At 72.9% G+C, this 18,135-nt stretch carries 15 protein-coding genes; 8 read left to right on the top strand and 7 right to left on the bottom strand.

The features are described from left to right. Window positions 1–6 precede the first annotated feature (6 nt). Window positions 7–1,401, bottom strand: coding sequence for a hypothetical protein (locus ACFQZ6_RS12520; protein WP_381607695.1), 1,395 nt, complete (start codon window positions 1,399–1,401; stop codon window positions 7–9). 569 nt (window positions 1,402–1,970) lie between these two features. Further along, complete coding sequence (locus tag ACFQZ6_RS12515) at window positions 1,971–3,062, bottom strand: mechanosensitive ion channel family protein (RefSeq protein WP_381607693.1); 1,092 nt, start codon at window positions 3,060–3,062, stop codon at window positions 1,971–1,973. 316 nt (window positions 3,063–3,378) lie between these two features. Between ACFQZ6_RS12515 and ACFQZ6_RS12510 the strand changes: the two genes are divergently transcribed. The 4 genes from ACFQZ6_RS12510 (at window position 3,379) to ACFQZ6_RS12495 (ending at window position 6,781) form a co-directional block, all read left to right on the top strand. Beyond that, window positions 3,379–3,915 (top strand): HNH endonuclease, encoded by a 537-nt coding sequence (locus tag ACFQZ6_RS12510; RefSeq protein ID WP_360213324.1) that lies wholly within the window; start codon window positions 3,379–3,381, stop codon window positions 3,913–3,915. Between the two features lie 167 nt (window positions 3,916–4,082). Then, window positions 4,083–4,316 carry a hypothetical protein gene (locus tag ACFQZ6_RS12505; RefSeq protein ID WP_381607690.1) on the top strand — a complete coding sequence of 78 codons (234 nt, stop codon included), beginning with the start codon at window positions 4,083–4,085 and terminating at the stop codon, window positions 4,314–4,316. After that, entirely contained in the window at window positions 4,317–6,428 is a 2,112-nt protein-coding gene (gene malQ / locus ACFQZ6_RS12500; protein ID WP_381607689.1) for a 4-alpha-glucanotransferase, read from the top strand. A 77-nt stretch (window positions 6,429–6,505) separates the two neighbouring features. Then, the gene (locus ACFQZ6_RS12495) at window positions 6,506–6,781 is read left to right on the top strand and encodes a hypothetical protein (RefSeq protein ID WP_381607687.1); all 276 of its coding nucleotides are present in this window, start codon (window positions 6,506–6,508) and stop codon (window positions 6,779–6,781) included. A 154-nt stretch (window positions 6,782–6,935) separates the two neighbouring features. Here the strand turns inward: ACFQZ6_RS12495 and ACFQZ6_RS12490 are convergent, their stop codons facing one another. Next, window positions 6,936–7,517 carry a TetR/AcrR family transcriptional regulator gene (locus tag ACFQZ6_RS12490; protein WP_381607685.1) on the bottom strand — a complete coding sequence of 194 codons (582 nt, stop codon included), beginning with the start codon at window positions 7,515–7,517 and terminating at the stop codon, window positions 6,936–6,938. A 236-nt stretch (window positions 7,518–7,753) separates the two neighbouring features. Here ACFQZ6_RS12490 and ACFQZ6_RS12485 point away from each other — a divergent pair, with 236 nt between their 5' ends. Beyond that, entirely contained in the window at window positions 7,754–9,190 is a 1,437-nt protein-coding gene (locus tag ACFQZ6_RS12485; RefSeq protein WP_381607683.1) for an FAD-dependent monooxygenase, read from the top strand. Window positions 9,191–9,212: 22 nt separating this feature from the next. Here ACFQZ6_RS12485 and ACFQZ6_RS12480 read toward each other — a convergent pair whose 3' ends face one another. Then, window positions 9,213–9,716, bottom strand: a complete 504-nt coding sequence (locus ACFQZ6_RS12480) for a MarR family winged helix-turn-helix transcriptional regulator (protein ID WP_381607680.1) — start codon at window positions 9,714–9,716, stop codon at window positions 9,213–9,215. A 138-nt stretch (window positions 9,717–9,854) separates the two neighbouring features. Here ACFQZ6_RS12480 and ACFQZ6_RS12475 point away from each other — a divergent pair, with 138 nt between their 5' ends. Next, a complete protein-coding gene (locus tag ACFQZ6_RS12475) occupies window positions 9,855–10,832 on the top strand; it encodes an EamA family transporter (RefSeq protein ID WP_381607678.1) in 978 nt (325 codons plus the stop codon). A gap of 39 nt (window positions 10,833–10,871) precedes the next feature. Here ACFQZ6_RS12475 and pepN read toward each other — a convergent pair whose 3' ends face one another. After that, the gene (pepN, locus tag ACFQZ6_RS12470) at window positions 10,872–13,454 is read right to left on the bottom strand and encodes an aminopeptidase N (protein WP_381607676.1); all 2,583 of its coding nucleotides are present in this window, start codon (window positions 13,452–13,454) and stop codon (window positions 10,872–10,874) included. A gap of 112 nt (window positions 13,455–13,566) precedes the next feature. On the opposite strand from pepN, the gene ACFQZ6_RS12465 reads away from it, so the two are divergent. After that, entirely contained in the window at window positions 13,567–14,037 is a 471-nt protein-coding gene (locus ACFQZ6_RS12465) for a DUF1203 domain-containing protein (protein ID WP_381607674.1), read from the top strand. Between the two features lie 78 nt (window positions 14,038–14,115). Here ACFQZ6_RS12465 and ACFQZ6_RS12460 read toward each other — a convergent pair whose 3' ends face one another. Beyond that, entirely contained in the window at window positions 14,116–15,162 is a 1,047-nt protein-coding gene (locus tag ACFQZ6_RS12460; protein ID WP_381607673.1) for an aspartate-semialdehyde dehydrogenase, read from the bottom strand. Window positions 15,163–15,292: 130 nt separating this feature from the next. Next, window positions 15,293–17,416 carry a TerD family protein gene (locus ACFQZ6_RS12455; RefSeq protein ID WP_381607670.1) on the bottom strand — a complete coding sequence of 708 codons (2,124 nt, stop codon included), beginning with the start codon at window positions 17,414–17,416 and terminating at the stop codon, window positions 15,293–15,295. A gap of 172 nt (window positions 17,417–17,588) precedes the next feature. Between ACFQZ6_RS12455 and ACFQZ6_RS12450 the strand changes: the two genes are divergently transcribed. Then, complete coding sequence (locus tag ACFQZ6_RS12450; RefSeq protein WP_381607668.1) at window positions 17,589–18,125, top strand: sigma-70 family RNA polymerase sigma factor; 537 nt, start codon at window positions 17,589–17,591, stop codon at window positions 18,123–18,125. The last annotated feature ends 10 nt before the right edge of the window (window positions 18,126–18,135 follow it).

Below are 18,135 nucleotides of genomic sequence, written 5' to 3'. Positions count from 1 at the left end.
CCCCTTTCACCGGTACTCCGAAAGCCTGCGGCCGATGCCGAGCACCGCGCCCGCCGCGCCCAGCACCGCGAGGACGGCCGCGCCGACGGACAGGCCCGTCATCGCGTCCAGGCCGTCGCCCGCGGACTCCTTGAACTCGTTCTCCTCGTGGGCGAGGGCCGTGCGCAGGTTGCTGTCGATGTTGTCGAAGCACTCGCGCGTGGGCTTGTCGTCCTTCGAGCCGATGATCTTGTCCAGGGCGGCCTGGTAGTCGCCCGCGTCGTCGGCGCCGCGGGCCTCCGCGTGGCGGGACCGCCACTCCTTCATGTTGCCCGTGGCCGCCTGGACCGGCTCCGCGCCGGTGGCGTCGTCCGCGAGGTCGCGCGCGTCGTCGAGGCGGTCCGCGAGGTCGTCCATCGAGGCTCTGAAGGCGACGTCGAACTTGTCCTCGAACTCGCCCGTCTTGACCTCGACCGTCTCCGCGCCTCGGCTGACCAGGGTCAGGTTCTCGTTGCCGCGGGCCTTCAGGGAGGCGATGCGGGCGTCGTGCAGGACGTTGAGGGAGCGGACGCCGTGGTCGTAGGAGTCGTTCAGGGCCTGGCGGGCGACCGTGTGGCCGATCACCAGCCAGAGCAGGACGACCGTGGTGGTGGCCGTCGCGGCGACCAGGCCGTGGTTCAGGACGCGGTTCGTGCGCTGGTAGTTGCGGTGCTGGGCCCAGGCGAGGGCGGCGAGGGCGAGGACGCCGAGGGCGATCGCGGCCCAGGGGTAGGGGGTGGCGTCGTCGTAGTCCCCGCGCAGGCGGTCGTTCTCGGAGGTGTAGAGGTCCTCCGCGGCCGGGAGCATGTCGTTCTGCATCTTGTCGTTCGCGTAGCGCAGGTAGGCGCCGCCGAGGGGGTAGCCCTGGCGGTTGTTGGCGCGGGCGCGCTCGATGAGACCCTTGTACTCCGGGAGGAGGCGGTTGAGCTTCGCGATCGTCCTGGCGGCGGGGGAGGCGGGGTCGCTGTTGTTGGCGGCCGTGATGAGTTTGGCGGCGGCCGTGCGGATGTCTTCCTCGTAGCGGTCCCTGGACGCCTTGGTCTCCTGGCCGCCCGCCAGGAAGCCGCTGGAGGCGGCGGTGTTGGCGTCGGCGAGGGAGCGGTAGATGTCGGCGGCGGCGGAGCTGAGGGGCTGGCTCTTGTGCAGGACGTCGTCGGCGGCGGCGCTGCGTTCGGTGGTCTGCCAGGCGGTGACGGTGCCGAAGGCGACGACGAGGAAGGCGAGGACGGCGCCGATGATGCGGAGGCGGCCGGGTTCGGTGGTGGCGGCTGCGCGGAGGCGGTCGGCGCCCTCGGCGAAGGCGGTGCGGCGGGTGGGGGCGGGGGTGGGTGTTGGCTGGGTCTGGCTTGGTGGTGCCGCGCTGCCTGTTGGCGTGTGTGTCACTGCTGACCTCCCCCGTGGTCATCCCCGTTGCCGCAAGTATCTCTGCCGGTACTGACAATCGCACCGGGCTTGACTGGATCTTGATCGGATCGCAGCGGAGTGCTTGCGTCGCACCACCCCTGCCCATGAATACGCCGGTGGAATCGGTTCGGTTCCCGGGGGGTGGGGGGATGCCTGCGGCGGCCCGTTGCGGTGGTTGCGTGGCGGGCGTAGCGCTGTCTGCCGGGGGGTGGGTCGGGGCCGCGCCGGGGGGTGTCCGTCCTCGGAACCGCGCGGGCTGTGGGTCGTGGGGTGGACGGGGTCTTGCGCGCGAACCACTGCGGGCGGACACCCCCCGACACGGCCCCTTCCGTCGTACGGCGACCATCCCTAGTCGCGGGCAGTCGTGCCGCTGTAGCCGCCGTCGTAGCTGCGGGCAGTCGTGCCGCTGGGGCGGCACGGGTGGGCGCAGCGGCACCCCGTTAGCGCCGGGCCGCGCGACCCACGCAGCGGTACGGGCATCCGCGGCACTCCGTTAACGCCGGGCCGCGCACACCCGCCCCCGCACCCGCGCTGGCTGCCGTGGGCGGTTACTTCGTTGTTGGTGGGGTCAAGGGGGACGCCGCGAGGGACTGGGGGGACGACGTGCTCGCGTAGGCGGAGGGGGCGGCCATGGTTGTCGTGGGGTCGGTGGGGGGCTCTTCCGTGGGCTGGGCGGGGAGGCCGCCCACGATGCGGATGCCCTCCGCGTCCAGGGACCGCTTGATGCGCCAGCGGAGTTCGCGTTCGACGGTGAGGGACTTGCCCGGCATCGTCTTGGCCGAGACGCGGACGACCATCGAGTCGAGCAGCACGCTGTCCAGGCCCAGGATCTCCACTGGGCCCCACAGCATCTCGTTCCAGGGCTCTTCCTTGCTGAACGTGGCGCCGACCTCGGCGAGGACGTCCTTCACCCGGTCGAGGTCCTCCGAGGGGCGGACGGTCACGTCGACGCCCGCCGTGGCCCAGCCCTGGGAGAGGTTGCCGACCCGCTTGACCTCGCCGTTGCGGACGTACCAGATGGCGCCGTTGTCGCCGCGCAGCTTGGTCACGCGCAGGCCGACCTCGATGACCTCGCCGGAGGCCACGCCCACGTCGATGGAGTCCCCGACGCCGTACTGGTCCTCAAGGATCATGAACACGCCGGACAGGAAGTCGGTGACGAGGTTGCGCGCGCCGAAGCCGATGGCGACGCCCGCGACACCGGCCGACGCGAGCAACGGGGCCAGGTTGATCTGGAAGGTGCCGAGGATCATCAGGGCGGCGGTGCCCATGATCAGGAAGCTGGCCACCGAGCGGAGGACCGAGCCGATCGCCTGGGAGCGCTGGCGGCGGCGCTCCACGTTGACCAGCAGGCCGCCTATCGCCGTGCCGTCGACCGCGTCCGCCGTTCGGCTCATGCGGTCGATGAGCTTGGTGATCGCGCGCCGGACCACCACGCGCAGGACCGCGGCTATGACGAGGATCAGCAGCACCCGCAGGCCGATCGCCAGCCACGTCGACCAGTTCTCCTCGACCCAGCTCGCCGCCTGGGTGGCGTGCTCCTGGGCGTCCTGGATCGAGGGGACCGCCGGAGTCGTCGTCTGCGAGGGGGACGGCGACGGGGTGGCGTCGGCCGTTGGGCCGGACAGGGGCGACGACACGGGGGTACCTCCAGGTGCGGGTCCGCGCCACCGGTAGGGCGGTCAAGGTCACGAAAAGGTCACCGGAGGGCGGGTCCACCACATTAGCGGGGTGTCGTGTGTGGATCGGTTCAGTGTTCGAGGGAGAAGGCGTGCGGATCCGGGGATGTTCAGGGGGGATGAACCGTTGTCCGTCCTGGGGATGAATTCCGGTGTGGTCGAAAACACTCCCAGCCCGTTACCGGGACATGGTGGCGCTTCGACCAGGCATGAGGGGAGACTGACGTCAGATCGTCCCGGCGCGAGCCACGCGCCGCCGGCGTACAAGGAGGCATCCGTGCCGCATGTCCTGGTCCTCAACGCGTCGTACGAGCCACTCGGCGTCGTACCGCTCCGCCGCGCGCTCGTCCTCGTCCTTGAGAACAAGGCCGTGTGCCTTGAGGAGTCCGGCGCCTTTCTGCACAGCGCGACCGTCACAGTCCCCGCACCCAGCGTGGTCCGGCTCAAGCGATTCGTCCGGGTTCCCTACCGGGGGCCCGTTCCCCTCACCCGCCGGGCGCTGTTCGCCCGCGACGGGGGCCGGTGCATGTACTGCGGTGGCGTCGCAACCAGCGTCGACCACGTCATCCCGCGCTCGCGCGGGGGCAAGCACGTCTGGGACAACGTGGTGGCGTCCTGCCGCCGCTGCAACCACGTCAAGGCCGACCGGCATCTCGGTGAGATCGGCTGGCGGCTCCGTCACAAACCCGCTCCGCCCACCGGCCTGGCCTGGCGCATCATCGGCACCGGGCACCGGGACCCGCGCTGGCTGCCCTACCTCCAGCCGTACGGCGCGGACGACGCCTTGGCCCGGATCGACGGCATCTCCGCCTGAGGGTCCGGGCCTTCGCACGCCCCGCCCGGGGCCGGGACGGCCCGGCTCCGCGGTGGGGGGCGCGGGCCGGAATGTGACGAGAAGTGCGTTCTCCGGTGTCAGGGCGTCTGGGGACGCGTCCGCTGGGTAGGGCTGCGAATACCCCATTCGCTCAACGAGGAGAACCCGTGGCCGCATCCGCACACCTGCTCCTGGACGCCCTCTCCAAACGCCCGGCGGATCCGTCCGCCGCGCTGCCCGCCCTGCCCAGCCAGCCCGAAGCACCCCACGTGTGCGTCTTCAGCGCCGAGGGCCCCTGTTCCCAGGCCCCGCTGACCAGCGAGCCCCCGCTGCCCGACGCCGAGCCCCTCACCAGCGAGCCGCCGCTCGCCGCCCCGGACGCCGACTCCACGAGGCCGTAGATGACTGCGCCCCGCTCGGTCGAACCCCTCGACGAGGCCCTCGACGGCGACCTGGTCCGGCTCGCCGAGTCGTACGGCGTGGCCACCTCCTACCGGCCCGCCCCCGACCGCACCGTCGCCGCCTCCGTCACCGCCGTCACCCGCGCCCTGCGCGCCCTCGGCGTCGACGCGAGCACCCCCGACGCCGTGCGCGCCGCCCTCGCCGCCCGGCACCGGGAGGACGCGGCGCGGCTGCTGCCGCCGACGGTCGTGTGCTGGGAGGGCGAGGACGAGTGCGCCGCCCTCGCCGGGCTGCCGGACGGGACCCGGCTGCTGATCGAGACCGAGCAGGGCGAGACCCGCGCCGACGCCGGGCACCTGCCGCCCGGCGTCCACCGGCTGACCGCCCAGGCGCCCGACGGACGCACCGCCCACGCCCACCTCATCGCCGCCCCGGCCCGGCTGCCCACGCCGACGGGACGCGCGTACGGACTGCTCGTCCAGGTGTACTCCCTGCTCTCCCAGCGCTCCTGGGGCATGGGCGACCTCGGCGACCTCGGGGAGCTGACCGGCTGGGCCGGGCGGGCGCTCGGCGCCGGGTTCGTGCAGGTCAACCCCCTGCACGCGGCGGTTCCCGGACCGCCCACCGACCCCTCGCCCTACCGGCCCTCCTCCCGCCGCTTCCCCGACCCGGTGCACCTGCGGATCGAGGACGTGCCCGAGTTCGCCTACCTGGCCGATGCCGAGCGGGAACAGGTGCGGGGACTTGTCGAGCGGGCCGGGCGACTGCGGGCCGCCGTGCTGGACAAGGGCGCGCTGATCGACCGGGACGCCGTGTGGGAGCTGAAGCGGGAGGCGCTGGAGCTGCTGCGCGCCGTCCCCCTCGGGCCCGGCCGCCGCGCCGCCTACTGCGACTTCCTCGCCCGCGAGGGCCAGGCCCTGGAGGACCACGCCACCTGGTACGCCCTCGCGGAGGTGTACGGCCCCCGGTGGCGGACCTGGCCGGTCGGGCTGCGCGACCCGCGCTCACCGGAGACGGCACGCGCGCGTGCCGACCTGATGGACCGCGTCGACTTCCACTGCCGACTCGCCTGGCTCACCGACAGCCAACTCGGCGCGGTCCAGCGCACCGCCCGTGAGGCGGACATGCCGGTCGGGATCGTGCACGACCTCGCCGTGGGCGTCCACCCCGAGGGCGCCGACGCGTGGGCGCAGCAGGACCACTTCGCCGCCGGGATGTCCGTGGGCGCCCCGCCGGACGCCTTCAACGCCCACGGCCAGGACTGGGGCCTGCCGCCCTGGCGCCCCGACCGGCTCGCCGCCAGCGGATACGCCCCCTTCCGCGCCCTGCTGCGCGCCCTCTTCCGGTACGCGGGCGCCCTGCGCATCGACCACGTCATGGGCCTGTTCCGGCTCTGGTGGGTCCCCGAGGGGCTGCCGCCCACCGAGGGCACCTACGTCCGTTACGACGCCGAGGCCATGCTCGCCGTACTCGTGCTGGAAGCCTCCCGCGCGGGCGCCATGGTCATCGGCGAGGACCTCGGCACCGTGGAGTCCGGTGTGCGGGAGGCGCTGCGGGAGCGCGGGGTGTTCGGCACGTCGGTGCTGTGGTTCGAGCGGGACTGGGAGGGGGACGGCCGACCCCTGGCCCCTGAGCGGTGGCGTGCCGACTGCCTGGCCACCGCGACCACCCATGACCTGCCGCCCACCGCCGCCCGCCTCACCGGCGAGCACGTCGAACTCCGGGACCGGCTCGGGCTCCTCGGCCGTCCGGTGGACGTCGAGCGTGCCGAGGCCGCCGCCGACACGGGGGAGTGGCTGGGCCTCCTCGCCCGGCTCGGGCTGCTGCGGGGCACCGGCGGGGGCACGGACGCCTCGTCGGAGGAGGCCGAGGTGCGCGCCGTCCACCGGTATCTGCTGCGCACCCCCGCCCGGCTCGTCGGCGTCTGGCTGCCCGACGGGGTGGGCGACCGGCGTCCGCAGAACCTGCCGGGGACCTGGGACGAGTACCCGAACTGGCGGCTGCCGATCGCCGACGCGGCGGGGCGGCCGGTGACGCTGGAGGAACTGGTGGGGTCGGCTCGGCTGCGGGGGCTGATGGAGGAGTTGCGGGGCGACGGGCGGGGGCGCTAGCGCTGCTGGGGCCGGGGCGGGGCCCCGTACGGCACCCCGGGCGCGCGGGCCGTTCCGGCGTTCGCTACTTTTGCACCGTGGACAAGAAGAACGCCCTGCGCGCCGGTGCCCTGGCTGCCGGTACGACGCTGATGATGCTGCTCATGTCGTCTCCCGCGCTCGCGCTCACCCGCGACGACGGTGACGACCCCGGCACGGGCCTGAGCGTCATCGAGACGCTGGGCCTCTACGTCGCCCTGCCGATCGCGATCTTCGCGGTCATCGCGGGTCTGGTGATGGTCCTGGACAAGTCCCAGGAGAAGCACCGGGTGACGTCCAAGAACATCAAGACGAAGAGCGCGGCCAAGGCCTGATCCACGGTCTGACCCGGTCGGATCTGGGCTGATCCGGGCTGATCCGGGCGCGCCGGGACTCGTTCTGCGCTGAGGGCGCCGTTTTCGCCGTCGTACGACGGTGAGGGCGGCGCCCTTGGTGTGTTTGGGGGTGGTGGTGGCGGGGCTGGTTTCGTCAGGGGTTCGGGGCCGTCAGGTAGCGCTGGATGGTGGGGGCCAGCCAGGCCACGATCTCCTCTCGGGTCAGTTGTTCGGCCGAGGGGATGCGCAGGACGTAGCGGGTGAGGGCCAGGCCCAGGAGTTGGGTCGAGACCAGTGCCGCCCGTGCGGGCACCTGCTCCGGGTCCGGGCACGTCACGCGCGCGACCGGCAGGACCTGCTCGCGGAAGATGGCCTGCATCCGCTCGGCCCCGGACGTGTTGGTGATGCCGACCCTGAGCAGGGCGGTGAGCACCTCGTTCTCCTCCCACTGGGTGAGGAAGTGGGTCACCAGGCCCCGTCCGGCCTCCTCGCGGGGGAGGGCGGAGAGGTCGGGCATGTGCAGGTCGACGGCGACGGCCGCCGCGAAGAGGCCCTCCTTGTTGCCGTAGTAGCGCATGACCATCGAGGGGTCGATCTTGGCGTCCTTGGCGATGGCGCGGATGGTGGCGCGCTCGTAGCCGTCGGCGGCGAAGCGTTCGCGGGCCGCGTCGAGGATCGCGGTGCGGGTGGCGTCCGAGCGGCGGGGGGCTGGGGGAGTCGTGCGGTTCGGTGTCATGTCAACGAGCGTAGGCCGACGAGTGTGGGCCTACAAGCGTGGGCCCACAAGTGTGGGCCTACAGATGTGGGCCGACAAGTGCTGGTCCGCGCTTCGGGCGGCTGCGGCGGAGTCGCTGCCAACGCTTGTTTGCCAACAGTTGTTGACGTACCCTCGCCCACCTCGCTACCTTCGTAGTCAACAGGCGTTGGCCAACAGGGGTTGACCAACGGTCGTTGTCCTCCAGGGAGGTCCTCATGAACGCCGTCATCGTCATCGGCTCCGGCCCCACCGGCCTCCTCCTCGCCGGAGACCTCGCCACCGCCGGAGTCCCCGTCACCCTCGTCGAGAAGCGGCCCCACAAGGCCAGCAACCTCTCCCGCGCCTTCGCCGTGCACGCCCGCACCCTGGAGCAGCTCGACGCCCGCGGACTCGCCGACGAGCTGGAGGGCACCGGGCAGGTCCTCCAGCGCCTGCGCCTGTTCGGCCGCCTCACCCTCGACCTCGACTCCCTCCCCTCCCGCTTCAACCACCTCCTCATCACCCCGCAGTACGAGGTGGAGGAGCTGCTGGAGCGGCGGGCCGTCGAGGCCGGGGTCGACTTCCGCTACGAGACGACGATGACCCGGCTCACCCAGGACGCCGACGGCGTCACCGTCGAGGTCCGCGGCCCCGGCGGCGCGGAGGAGACCCTGCGTGCCGCGTACGTCGTCGGCGCGGACGGGATGCGCAGTGCCGTGCGGGACGCGATCGGGCTGCCGTTCCCCGGGCAGTCGGTCATCCGGTCCGTCGTCCTCGCGGACGTGCGGCTCGCCGAGGAGCCGGAGACGCTGCTCACCGTCAACGCCGTGGGCGACGCCTTCGCGTTCCTCGCGCCCTTCGGGGACGGCTACTACCGCGTCGTCGGCTGGCACCGTGGCCGCAACGTCCCGGACAGCGAGCCCCTCGGCCTGGAGGAGGTCAAGGAGATCACCCGGCTCGCCCTCGGCACCGACTACGGGATGCACGACGCCCGCTGGCTGTCCCGCTTCCACAGCGACGAGCGGCAGGCGCCCGCCTACCGCGTCGGCCGGGTCTTCCTCGCCGGTGACGCCGCGCACGTGCACACCCCGGCCGGTGGGCAGGGCATGAACACCGGCCTCCAGGACGCCGCGAACCTCGGCTGGAAGCTCGCCCAGGTGGTCCACGGGCACGCCGCCCCCGGACTCCTCGACACCTACCAGTCGGAGCGCCACCCCGTCGGCAAGGCGGTGCTGCGCAGCAGTGGCGGCATCGTGCGGCTGGCCATGGCCAAGAGTCCGTGGACCCTCGCCCTGCGCGCCGCGGTCACCACGCTCCTCAACACCGTCGCCCCGGCCCGCCGCAGGATGCTCGGCCAGCTCACCGGCATCGGCTACCGCTACCCCGCCCCGCGCGGCTCCCACCGCCTGACCGGCGCCCGGGTCCCGGACGTCGCCCTCGCCGACGGCACCCGTCTCTACGAGGCGCTGCGCGGCGGCCGGTTCGTGCTGATCACGCCGGAGCCGTACGAGGACGGCGCCCCCACCGGCCGCGGGGACCGGCTCGCCGTGGCGCACTGGGCGAGCGACCGCCGTACGACCGTCCTGGTCCGCCCCGACGGGTACGCCGCCTGGGCCGCCGACTCCGCCGCCGCGACGGACATCGACACGGCGCTCGCGACCCACGTCGGCTGACCGCCGGGCCGAGGGGGGAGTCTCAGTCAGCGGCCGTGGAAGCCAGCAACTCCCGGAGCAGGTCGGCCAGTTGGTCGGCCTGCTCGGGTGTGAGGGCGGACAGTGCGGCCGTCTGGAGGGCGAGGCCCGCGCCCACTGCCTCGTCGACGACGGCGAGGCCCCGTTCGGTAAGCGTCACCTTCAGGCCGCGGCGGTCGTGCGGGTCGGGGGAGCGGCGCAGCAGGCCCGCGCGTTCGAGCTTGTCAAGGCGGCCGGTCATCCCGCCGGTGGTGAGCATCAGGGTGGCGGAGAGCTGGCGCGGGGAGAGGGCGTACGGCTCCCCGGAGCGGCGCAGGGTCGCCAGGACGTCGAACTCGCCGCGGGAGATCCCGAACCGGGCGTACGCCTTCTCCATCCGGTCGCCCATCGTGCGCGCCAGCCGGTAGACGCGGCCGAAGACCTCCATCGCGCGGGTGTCGAGGTCGGGGCGTACGACGGCCCACTGGTCGATGATCGCGTCGACGGGGTCCCGGTCCTGTTCGCTCATGGGCGGAGTATCCCGAGCGCGGGCGGTTCCTTGCAAGTAAGTAGCTTGGCGAGAAGTAGCTGTGTTGTAAGTGACTTGACTCTAATTAACTTAGAGCTAAGCTAATTACCGCTGACCTACCGCGAAGGGTGCCCGCCCATGACCGCCAACCGCCTCGCCACCACCCTCCTCACCGCCCTCGCCCCCATCTCCTGGGGCACCACCTACGCCGTGACCACCGAGTTCCTCCCGCCCGACCGGCCCCTGTTCACCGGGCTGCTGCGTGCCCTGCCCGCCGGGCTGCTGCTGCTCGCGCTCGCCCGGGTGCTGCCGCGCGGGGCGTGGTGGTGGCGGTCGGCGGTGCTCGGGGCGCTGAACATCGGCGCGTTCTTCCCGCTGCTGTTCCTGGCGGCGTACCGGCTGCCCGGCGGCATGGCGGCGGTCGTCGGCTCGGTCGGCCCGCTGCTGGTGGTCGGGCTGTCCGCCGTACTGCTCGGGCAACGGCCCACCGCCCGTGCCCTGCTCACCGGGGTCATCGCCGCGCTCGGCGTCAGTCTCGTCGTCCTGCGGGCGGCCGGGGCCCTGGACGCGCTCGGGGCGCTCGCGGCGCTGGCGTCCACCGCGTCGATGTCGGCCGGTACGGTCCTGACCAAGCGGTGGGGCCGCCCCGACGGCGTCGGCCCGCTCGCCCTCACCTCCTGGCAGCTCACGGCGGGCGGCCTGCTCATCGCGCCGGTCGCCTTCCTCGCCGAGGGCGCGCCGCCCGCGCTGGACGGGCGCGCGGTCGGCGGCTACCTCTACCTCGCGCTGGCCAACACCGCCGTCGCCTACTGGCTCTGGTTCCGCGGCATCGGCCGCCTCACCGCCACCCAGGTCACCTTCCTCGGCCCCCTCTCACCCCTGACCGCGACCGTCGTCGGCTGGGCGGCCCTCGGGCAGGCGCTCACGCCGGTGCAGGTGGCGGGGATGGTGGTGGCGTTCGGGGCCACGGTGGTGGGGCAGCTCCCGACGAGGGCGGCGACCACGGTGGCGACAGCGGCGGCGGCGACGACCGGACCCGCCGCCCCCCTCCCCGCCCCGCCCACCCACGTGCCCGCGGCGGCACAGGCACACGAAAGGCGCCCGGTGTCCCTCTGACGGGACACCGGGCGCCCGAAGGACAGCGGTCCGCGGACGCTACTCCGCGGTCTCCGGTGCCGCGTCCGCCGCCTGGGCCCGCAGCGCCCGCTCCACGCCCGCCCGGGACTCCGAGATCAGGCGGCGCAGGGCCGGGGTCGGCTCGGCGGAGGCCAGCCAGGCGTCCGTCTTCTCCAGGGTCTCCGGGGAGACCTGCACCGACGGGTACAGGCCCACGGCGATCTGCTGGGCCATCTCGTGGGAGCGCGAGTCCCAGACGTCCTTCACCACGTCGAAGAACTTCTCCGTGTACGGCGCCAGCAGCTCCCGCTGGTCGGTCTGCACGAAGCCGGAGATCACCGCCTCCTGCACGGCGTTCGGCAGCTTGTCGGACTCCACGACCGACGCCCACGCCTCCGCCTTCGCGCCCGGCGTCGGACGCGCGGCGCGGGCGGTGGCGGCGTGCCGCTCGCCCGCGGCGGTCTTGTCCCGCTCGTACTCGCCCGCGATCTCCGCCTCGTCGAACCGGCCGACCGCCGCGAGCCGCTGCACGAAGGCCCACCGCAGCTCGGTGTCGACCGCCAGGCCCTCCACCGTCTGGGAGCCGTCGAGCAGCGCCTCCAGGAGGTCGAGCTGTTCCGGCGTACGGGCCGTCGCCGCGAACGCGCGCGCCCACGCGAGCTGGTGGTCCCCGCCCGGCTCGGCCGCGCGCAGGTGGGCCAGCGTGGCGTCGGTCCAGCGGGTGAGGAGCGCCTCGCGGCCCACGGGGGCGGCGTACAGGTCGATCGCCAGCTTCACCTGCCGCTGGAGCGACTGCACGACACCGATGTCGGACTCCTTGCCGATGCCGGACAGCACCAGGGACAGGTAGTCGCGGGTGGGCAGTTCCGCGTCCCGCGTCATGTCCCACGCCGACGCCCAGCACAGGGCGCGGGGGAGCGAGGACTCGAAGTCGCCGAGGTGTTCCGTGACGTACGCCAGCGAGCCCTCGTCCAGGCGGACCTTCGCGTAGGACAGGTCGTCGTCGTTCAGCAGGACGACCGCGGGGCGGCGCTTGCCCGTCAGGGCCGGTACGGCGGTCAGCTCGCCGTCGACGTCCAGCTCGGCGCGCTCCACGCGGACCAGCTTGCCGGTCGCCTCGTCACGGTCGTAGAAGCCGACCGCGATGCGGTGCGGGCGCAGCGTCGGCTCGCCCTTGGCGCCGACCGGGAGCGCCGGGGCCTCCTGGCGGACGGCGAAGGAGGTGATGGTGCCCTCCGCGTCCGTCTCGATCTCGGGGCGCAGGACGTTGATCCCCGCCGTCTCCAGCCACTTCCGCGACCAGGTCTTCAGGTCGCGGCCCGAGGTCTCCTCCAGCGCCGAGAGCAGGTCGCTCAGGCGCGTGTTGGCGTACGCGTGGCGCTTGAAGTACGCCTGCACGCCCCGGAAGAACTCGTCCTCACCGACGTACGCCACGAGCTGCTTCAGGACGGAGGCGCCCTTGGCGTACGTGATGCCGTCGAAGTTGACGAGGACGTCGTCCAGGTCGCGGATCTCGGCCATGATCGGGTGCGTGGAGGGGAGCTGGTCCTGGCGGTAGGCCCAGGTCTTCATCGAGTTGGCGAACGTCGTCCACGCGTGCGGCCAGCGGGAGCCGGGTGCCGCGGCCTGGCAGGCGATGGAGGTGTACGTGGCGAACGACTCGTTCAGCCACAGGTCGTTCCACCACTCCATGGTGACCAGGTCGCCGAACCACATGTGGGCCAGCTCGTGCAGGATCGTCTCGGCGCGCATCTCGTACGCCGCGTCGGTCACCTTGGACCGGAAGACGTACTGGTCGCGGATGGTCACCGCGCCCGCGTTCTCCATCGCGCCCGCGTTGAACTCCGGCACGAAGAGCTGGTCGTACTTCTTGAACGGGTACGCGTAGTCGAACTTCGCCTCGAACCAGTCGAAGCCCTGCCGGGTGACCTCGAAGATGGCGTCCGAGTCGAGGTACTCCGCGAGGGAGGGGCGGCAGTAGATGCCCAGCGGGACCGTCCGGCCGTCCTTCTCGTAGACGCTGTGCACGCTGTGGTACGGGCCCACGATCAGCGCCGTGATGTACGACGAGATCCGCGGCGTCGGCTCGAACTCCCAGACGCTGTCCTGCGGCTCCGGAGTCGGCGAGTTGGAGATGACCGTCCAGCCCTCCGGCGCCCGCACGGTGAACTGGAACGTCGCCTTCAGGTCCGGCTGCTCGAAGGAGGCGAAGACCCGGCGCGCGTCCGGCACCTCGAACTGCGTGTAGAGGTACGCCTGCTGGTCGACCGGGTCGACGAACTTGTGCAGGCCCTCACCGGTGTTCGTGTACGCGCAGTCGGCCACCACGCGCAGGACGTTGCGGCCCTCCAGCAGACCCGGCAGCGCGATCCGCGAGTCCTGGAACAGCTCGGCGGGGTCGAGCGTGTCGCCGTTGAGGGTCACCTCGTGGACCGTCGGCGCCACCAGGTCGATGAAGGACTCCCCGCCGTTCTCGGCCACGTCGAAGCGGACCGTGGTCACGGAACGGAAGGTGTCGCCCTCCTGCGCGCCGGAGAGGTCGAGATCGATCTCGTACGAGTCAACGGTGAGCAGCTTCGCCCGCTGCTGCGCCTCTTCGCGAGTCAGGTTTGTGCCAGGCACGCGGTCATCTCCTCGTGATGTGTCGGTGGCGCCATCCTTCCACGGGACCCGGACCGAACGCGATGTCCTATTCCCGCCGGTGAACGCGGCGCTCGCGCGCCACGCTGGGCCCATGAGCACCCACACCGCACGACCCGTCGAGCCCACGGTCCTCAAGGAACTCCGCGTCACCGACGACGCCGGGCGGCGGACGGTCCCCGTCACCGACGACGAGGGCGGCGCCCCCCTGCGCTGCTGTCTGCGCCGGAGCGCGCCGGGGGAGCGGATCGCCCTCGTCTCCTACGCCCCGCTGCGCCGCTGGGCCGCCGCGACGGGCGCCACCCCCGGCGCCTACGACGAACAGGGCCCCGTCTTCATCCACGCCGACGACTGTCCCGGCCCGGACGGCGGCGCGCTGCCCTTCACCCACGCGCACCGCGTCCTGCGCCGCTACTCCGCCGACGGGCGCATCCTGGGCGGCACGCTCGTCGCGGACCGGTTCACCGACGCCCTCGACGAGGCGTTCACCGACCCGGAGGTGGCGCTGGTGCACGTCAGGGCCGTGGAGTACGGGTGCTTCCTGTACGAGGTGCGGCGGCCGTAGGGCCGTACCCGCGCAGGGCCATGGAGCGGGGGCGGCCACCGACCTCCGGTGACCGCCCCCAGTGACCGCTGGCCCGGACTACTCGGCGGCGGCGGTCGTCCCGGCCGCCTTCGTCGACAGCTCCGCCGCGACCAGCTCCGCGATCTGCACCGCGTTCAGGGCCGCGCCCTTGCGCAGGTTGTCGCTGGAGACGAACAGCGCGAGGCCGTTCTCCACCGTCTCGTCGACGCGGATGCGGCCCACGTAGGACGGGTCCTGACCGGCCGCCTGGAGCGGGGTCGGCACATCGGTCAGGGCCACACCGGGCGCACCGGCGAGCAGCTCCTTGGCCCGCTCCACGCTCAGCGGACGCGCGAAACGGGCGTTGACCTGGAGGGAGTGGCCGGTGAAGACCGGCACCCGGACGCAGGTGCCGGAGACCTTCAGACCGTCGATCTCCAGGATCTTGCGGGACTCGTGGCGGAGCTTCTGCTCCTCGTCGGTCTCGTGCAGCCCGTCGTCGACGATCGAGCCCGCCATCGGCAGCACGTTGTACGCGATCGGCGCGACGTACTTGTGCGGCTCGGGGAACTCCGCCGCCGAACCGTCGTGGGTCAGCTTCGGCGCGTCCTCACCGACCTTCCTGACCTGCTCGAACAGCTCGTCCACGCCCGCGAGACCCGACCCGGAGACCGCCTGGTAGGTGGCGACGACCAGCGCCTGGAGACCGGCCTCCGCGTGCAGCGGCTTCAGCACCGGCATCGCGGCCATCGTGGTGCAGTTCGGGTTGGCGATGATGCCCTTGGGGCGGCTCGCGATCGCGTGCGGGTTGACCTCGGCCACCACCAGCGGCACCTCGGGGTCCCGGCGCCACGCCGAGGAGTTGTCGATCACGACCGGGCCCTGCGCGGCGACCTTCTCGGCCAGCGCCCTGGAGGTGGCGCCGCCCGCCGAGAACAGCACGATGTCCAGGCCGGAGTAGTCGGCCGTCGACGCGTCCTCCACCGTCACGCCGTCCAGGACCGTGCCCGCCGAGCGGGCCGAGGCGAACAGCCGCAGCTCGTCGACCGGGAAGTCCCGCTCGGCCAGGATCCTGCGCATGACCGTGCCGACCTGCCCGGTGGCTCCGACGATTCCGACCCTCACGGCGACTCCTTCGACTTCTGTGCTTGACGTGCGTGTGCCCGTTCCATCATGCGGGGGACCCCGGCCGATGTGTCCAATCCTTAAGGCACCTCACAGCCGGACCTGCCCAGGATGCGAGACGCTACGCGCCTCACCCGCGCGGTGTGATCGACCACCGGCCCGCCGTCCTGATCTGGAGATATCCGCTCGGAACGCGCTGGAGACCGGAAGCCGTGCTGATCCGCCGTACCGGTTCCAGGCGTTCGTCCAGTTCCCAGAGCACCGGCAGGTCGATCGTGCCGCGCGGTTCGTGGGTGAGCATCACCTCGGTTTCGGGCCCGGTGTGACGTACGACTCCATAGCCCTGCCCCTCGGCCCGCGCCCCCAGCACCGGCACCCCGGACAGGTGCGCCGGTTCGATCCGCCAGCCCGTGTGGTCGGAGGTGGCGACCTGGACGTAGCAGTACCCGGCGTGCGACACCCACAGCGGGCCGGTCACCGGGCGCCGCCGTCCCGAGGTGTCGGCGGAGATCCGGCCCCGGCCGTCGGCCTGGACGGTGTGCGTGGTCAGCTCGTCGTCGTCGGTGCTGGTCCGGGCCAGTCCGAGCAGCGCGGGCGGGCCGTCGTAGCGGAACACCGCGCTGCCCCGGCCCTCCGCCGGGCCGGTGAGCGCGGGCGCCTGCTCGATGGGCAGCAGCCGCAGGCTCCAGTCGCCGACGTCCTCAAGGCGCAGCCTGACCTGCGCCTCGCCCTTGCGGAAGACGACGGTGCGGCCGTGGTCGCCGTGCCGGGTGCCCTTGAGGAACTCCTCCTCGTCGTCGTACTCGTCCAGCACGCTCACCCGGTGGCCGAAGAGCGCGCCGTCGTCCTGGATGGCGTACTCCAGGAGCGCGGGGCGGCCCGGCGCCGGGTTGACCAGGGTGACGGTCCTCGCGCCCCGGCCGGTGTACGCGCCGGACGCCTGCGCGGCGGCCTGGTCGAGGACCGGGAGCGGGCGGGCCACGAGCTGCCAGTGGCCGTCGGCCTCGATGTCGAGGAGCAGCGGGCCGTCCGGCAGCGGCACGGTCTGGCGGAACCGGTCGGTGTCGTTGACCAGCAGGTCGTACTCGTCCATGTCGCGCACGTGCGCCGCCTCCCGACAGCGGATGGCGAAGTAGCCGCCGCCGTCCTCGTCGCCCGCGACGTCCACGTCCAGGTCGGCGGCGGTGCCGTGGTAGGCGACGATCTCGGGGCCGTACCCCTGGAGCGGCGGTCCCGCCTCCAGCCCGCGCGCCACCGACAGCGGCTGCACCAGCACCGTCCAGTCGTTGTCGGCCTCGACGCGCAGCCGCAGCGGGCGGTCCGGCGCTGGCCAGGCGAGGGCCCGGCCGCGGAAGTCGCGCAGGGTGCTGTTGAAGAGCAGCTCGTCGTCCTTGTTGCGGCGGTTGAGGGTGTGCGCCGCGAAGTAGCCGGAGCCCTGGTGCCAGGCCTCCACGATCACCGGCCCGGGCGGCAGCGGTACGGCGACGGAGACCACGCCGTTGCCCCGGCCGCGCTGGGTGTAGGGCTGGAAGTCGGGGCCGAAGGGGGCGGTCACGGGGGCGGCCGGTGCCGGGGGCGGCGGCGGAGGCGCGGTGAACGCGGGGGCGGCGGGCGCGCCGGCGGGAGGGGCGGTGAACGCCGGTGCCGCGACGGGGGGCGGCGGCGCCGAGTCCACCTTCGCCACCCGCGGCAGGGGCGCGGGCACCGGGACCGGCGTGTCCACCGGCTCCTCCACCGCGATCCCGTAGTCCGTCGCCAGCCCCGCGAGCCCGGAGGCGTACCCCTGTCCCACCGCGCGGAACTTCCACAGCCCGTCGCGCCGGTAGAACTCCCCGAGCACGAACGCCGTCTCCGTCGTCGCGTCGGTCACGTCGTAGTGCGCCACCACCGCGCCGTCGGCGGCGCCCAGCGCCCGCACGTACAGCCCCGGCACCTGCCCGAACACGCCGCCGTCGCAGGAACCGGCGATCAGCACCCGCTGCACGGCCGGTTCGACGCCGGACAGGTCGACCTCCAGCCAGTCCAGGAGCTGACCGCCGTCCTCGCCGGTACCGGAGTGCCGTACGGCGCCGGACGGATGCGCGGGCTGGTTGTAGAAGACCAGGTCGGCGTCGCCGCGCACCTTGCCGGTGGCGTCGAGCAGCAGCGCCGAGGCATCCACGACCGGACCCCCCGGCACACTGCGCCGACCGACCACGACCCGCAGCTCAGCGGCGGGGACAGGGGTGTTGGCGCCTTTGGTGATGTGCGTCATGGGGCACATGGTGTCAGTGAAGCTGACGTGAAGTCGATGGTCGGAAAAAGTGGAGATCACCATTCAGCGGAGGTCACCCTTCGGCGCGGGCCCGGAAATTCCCCCCGCTCCGGCCGAACGTTCCCGGCCGCCCCGGCGTCATAGGGGAAACGCGGCGAGGAGAGGGGTGGCTGTGCTGCGCGGAAAGGCGCGACGCGGCCAGGGGGCGCAGCGCGGGCACGGGGCCGACCGTGCCGCGGACGACCCGCTGGACGCGGCTCAGGAGCGCCGGGTGCGGGCGGTGCTCGCACTGGGCGGGGTGCCGCAGGCGGACCTGCTGGACGGGGTACAGCAGGTCCGCCTACGGCTGCTGGAGCGGGCCGCGAGCGGCCGGGAGGCGCCGCGCGACGTCTCCGCGTGGGCGGCGGTGGTCGCCTCCAACCTCGCCGTCGACTGGCACCGCGCCAAGCGCCGCCAGGAACGGATCGGCGAACGCCTCGCCTCCCTGCGCCAACTCGCGCACCCCTCCGGCGAGGACACCAGCGTGCTCTCCGTCGCCGTGGCGCAGGGCCTGGACGAACTGCCCGACGCCCAGCGGCAGGTCGTCGTGCTGCGCTTCTACGCCGACCTGCCGGTGCGCTCCATCGCCGAGGAACTCGGCGTCCCGGAGGGCACGGTCAAGAGCAGGCTGCACACGGCGGTCCGGGCCCTGCGCGCCCGGCTGCACTAGGACGAGGTGG

Source organism: Streptomyces flavalbus, assembly GCF_042674625.1.
GTDB classification, from domain to species: Bacteria; Actinomycetota; Actinomycetes; order Streptomycetales; family Streptomycetaceae; genus Streptomyces; species Streptomyces flavalbus.
Note: the sequence above shows the minus strand (reverse complement) of the source record. Positions and strands in the feature narration are given on the sequence as shown.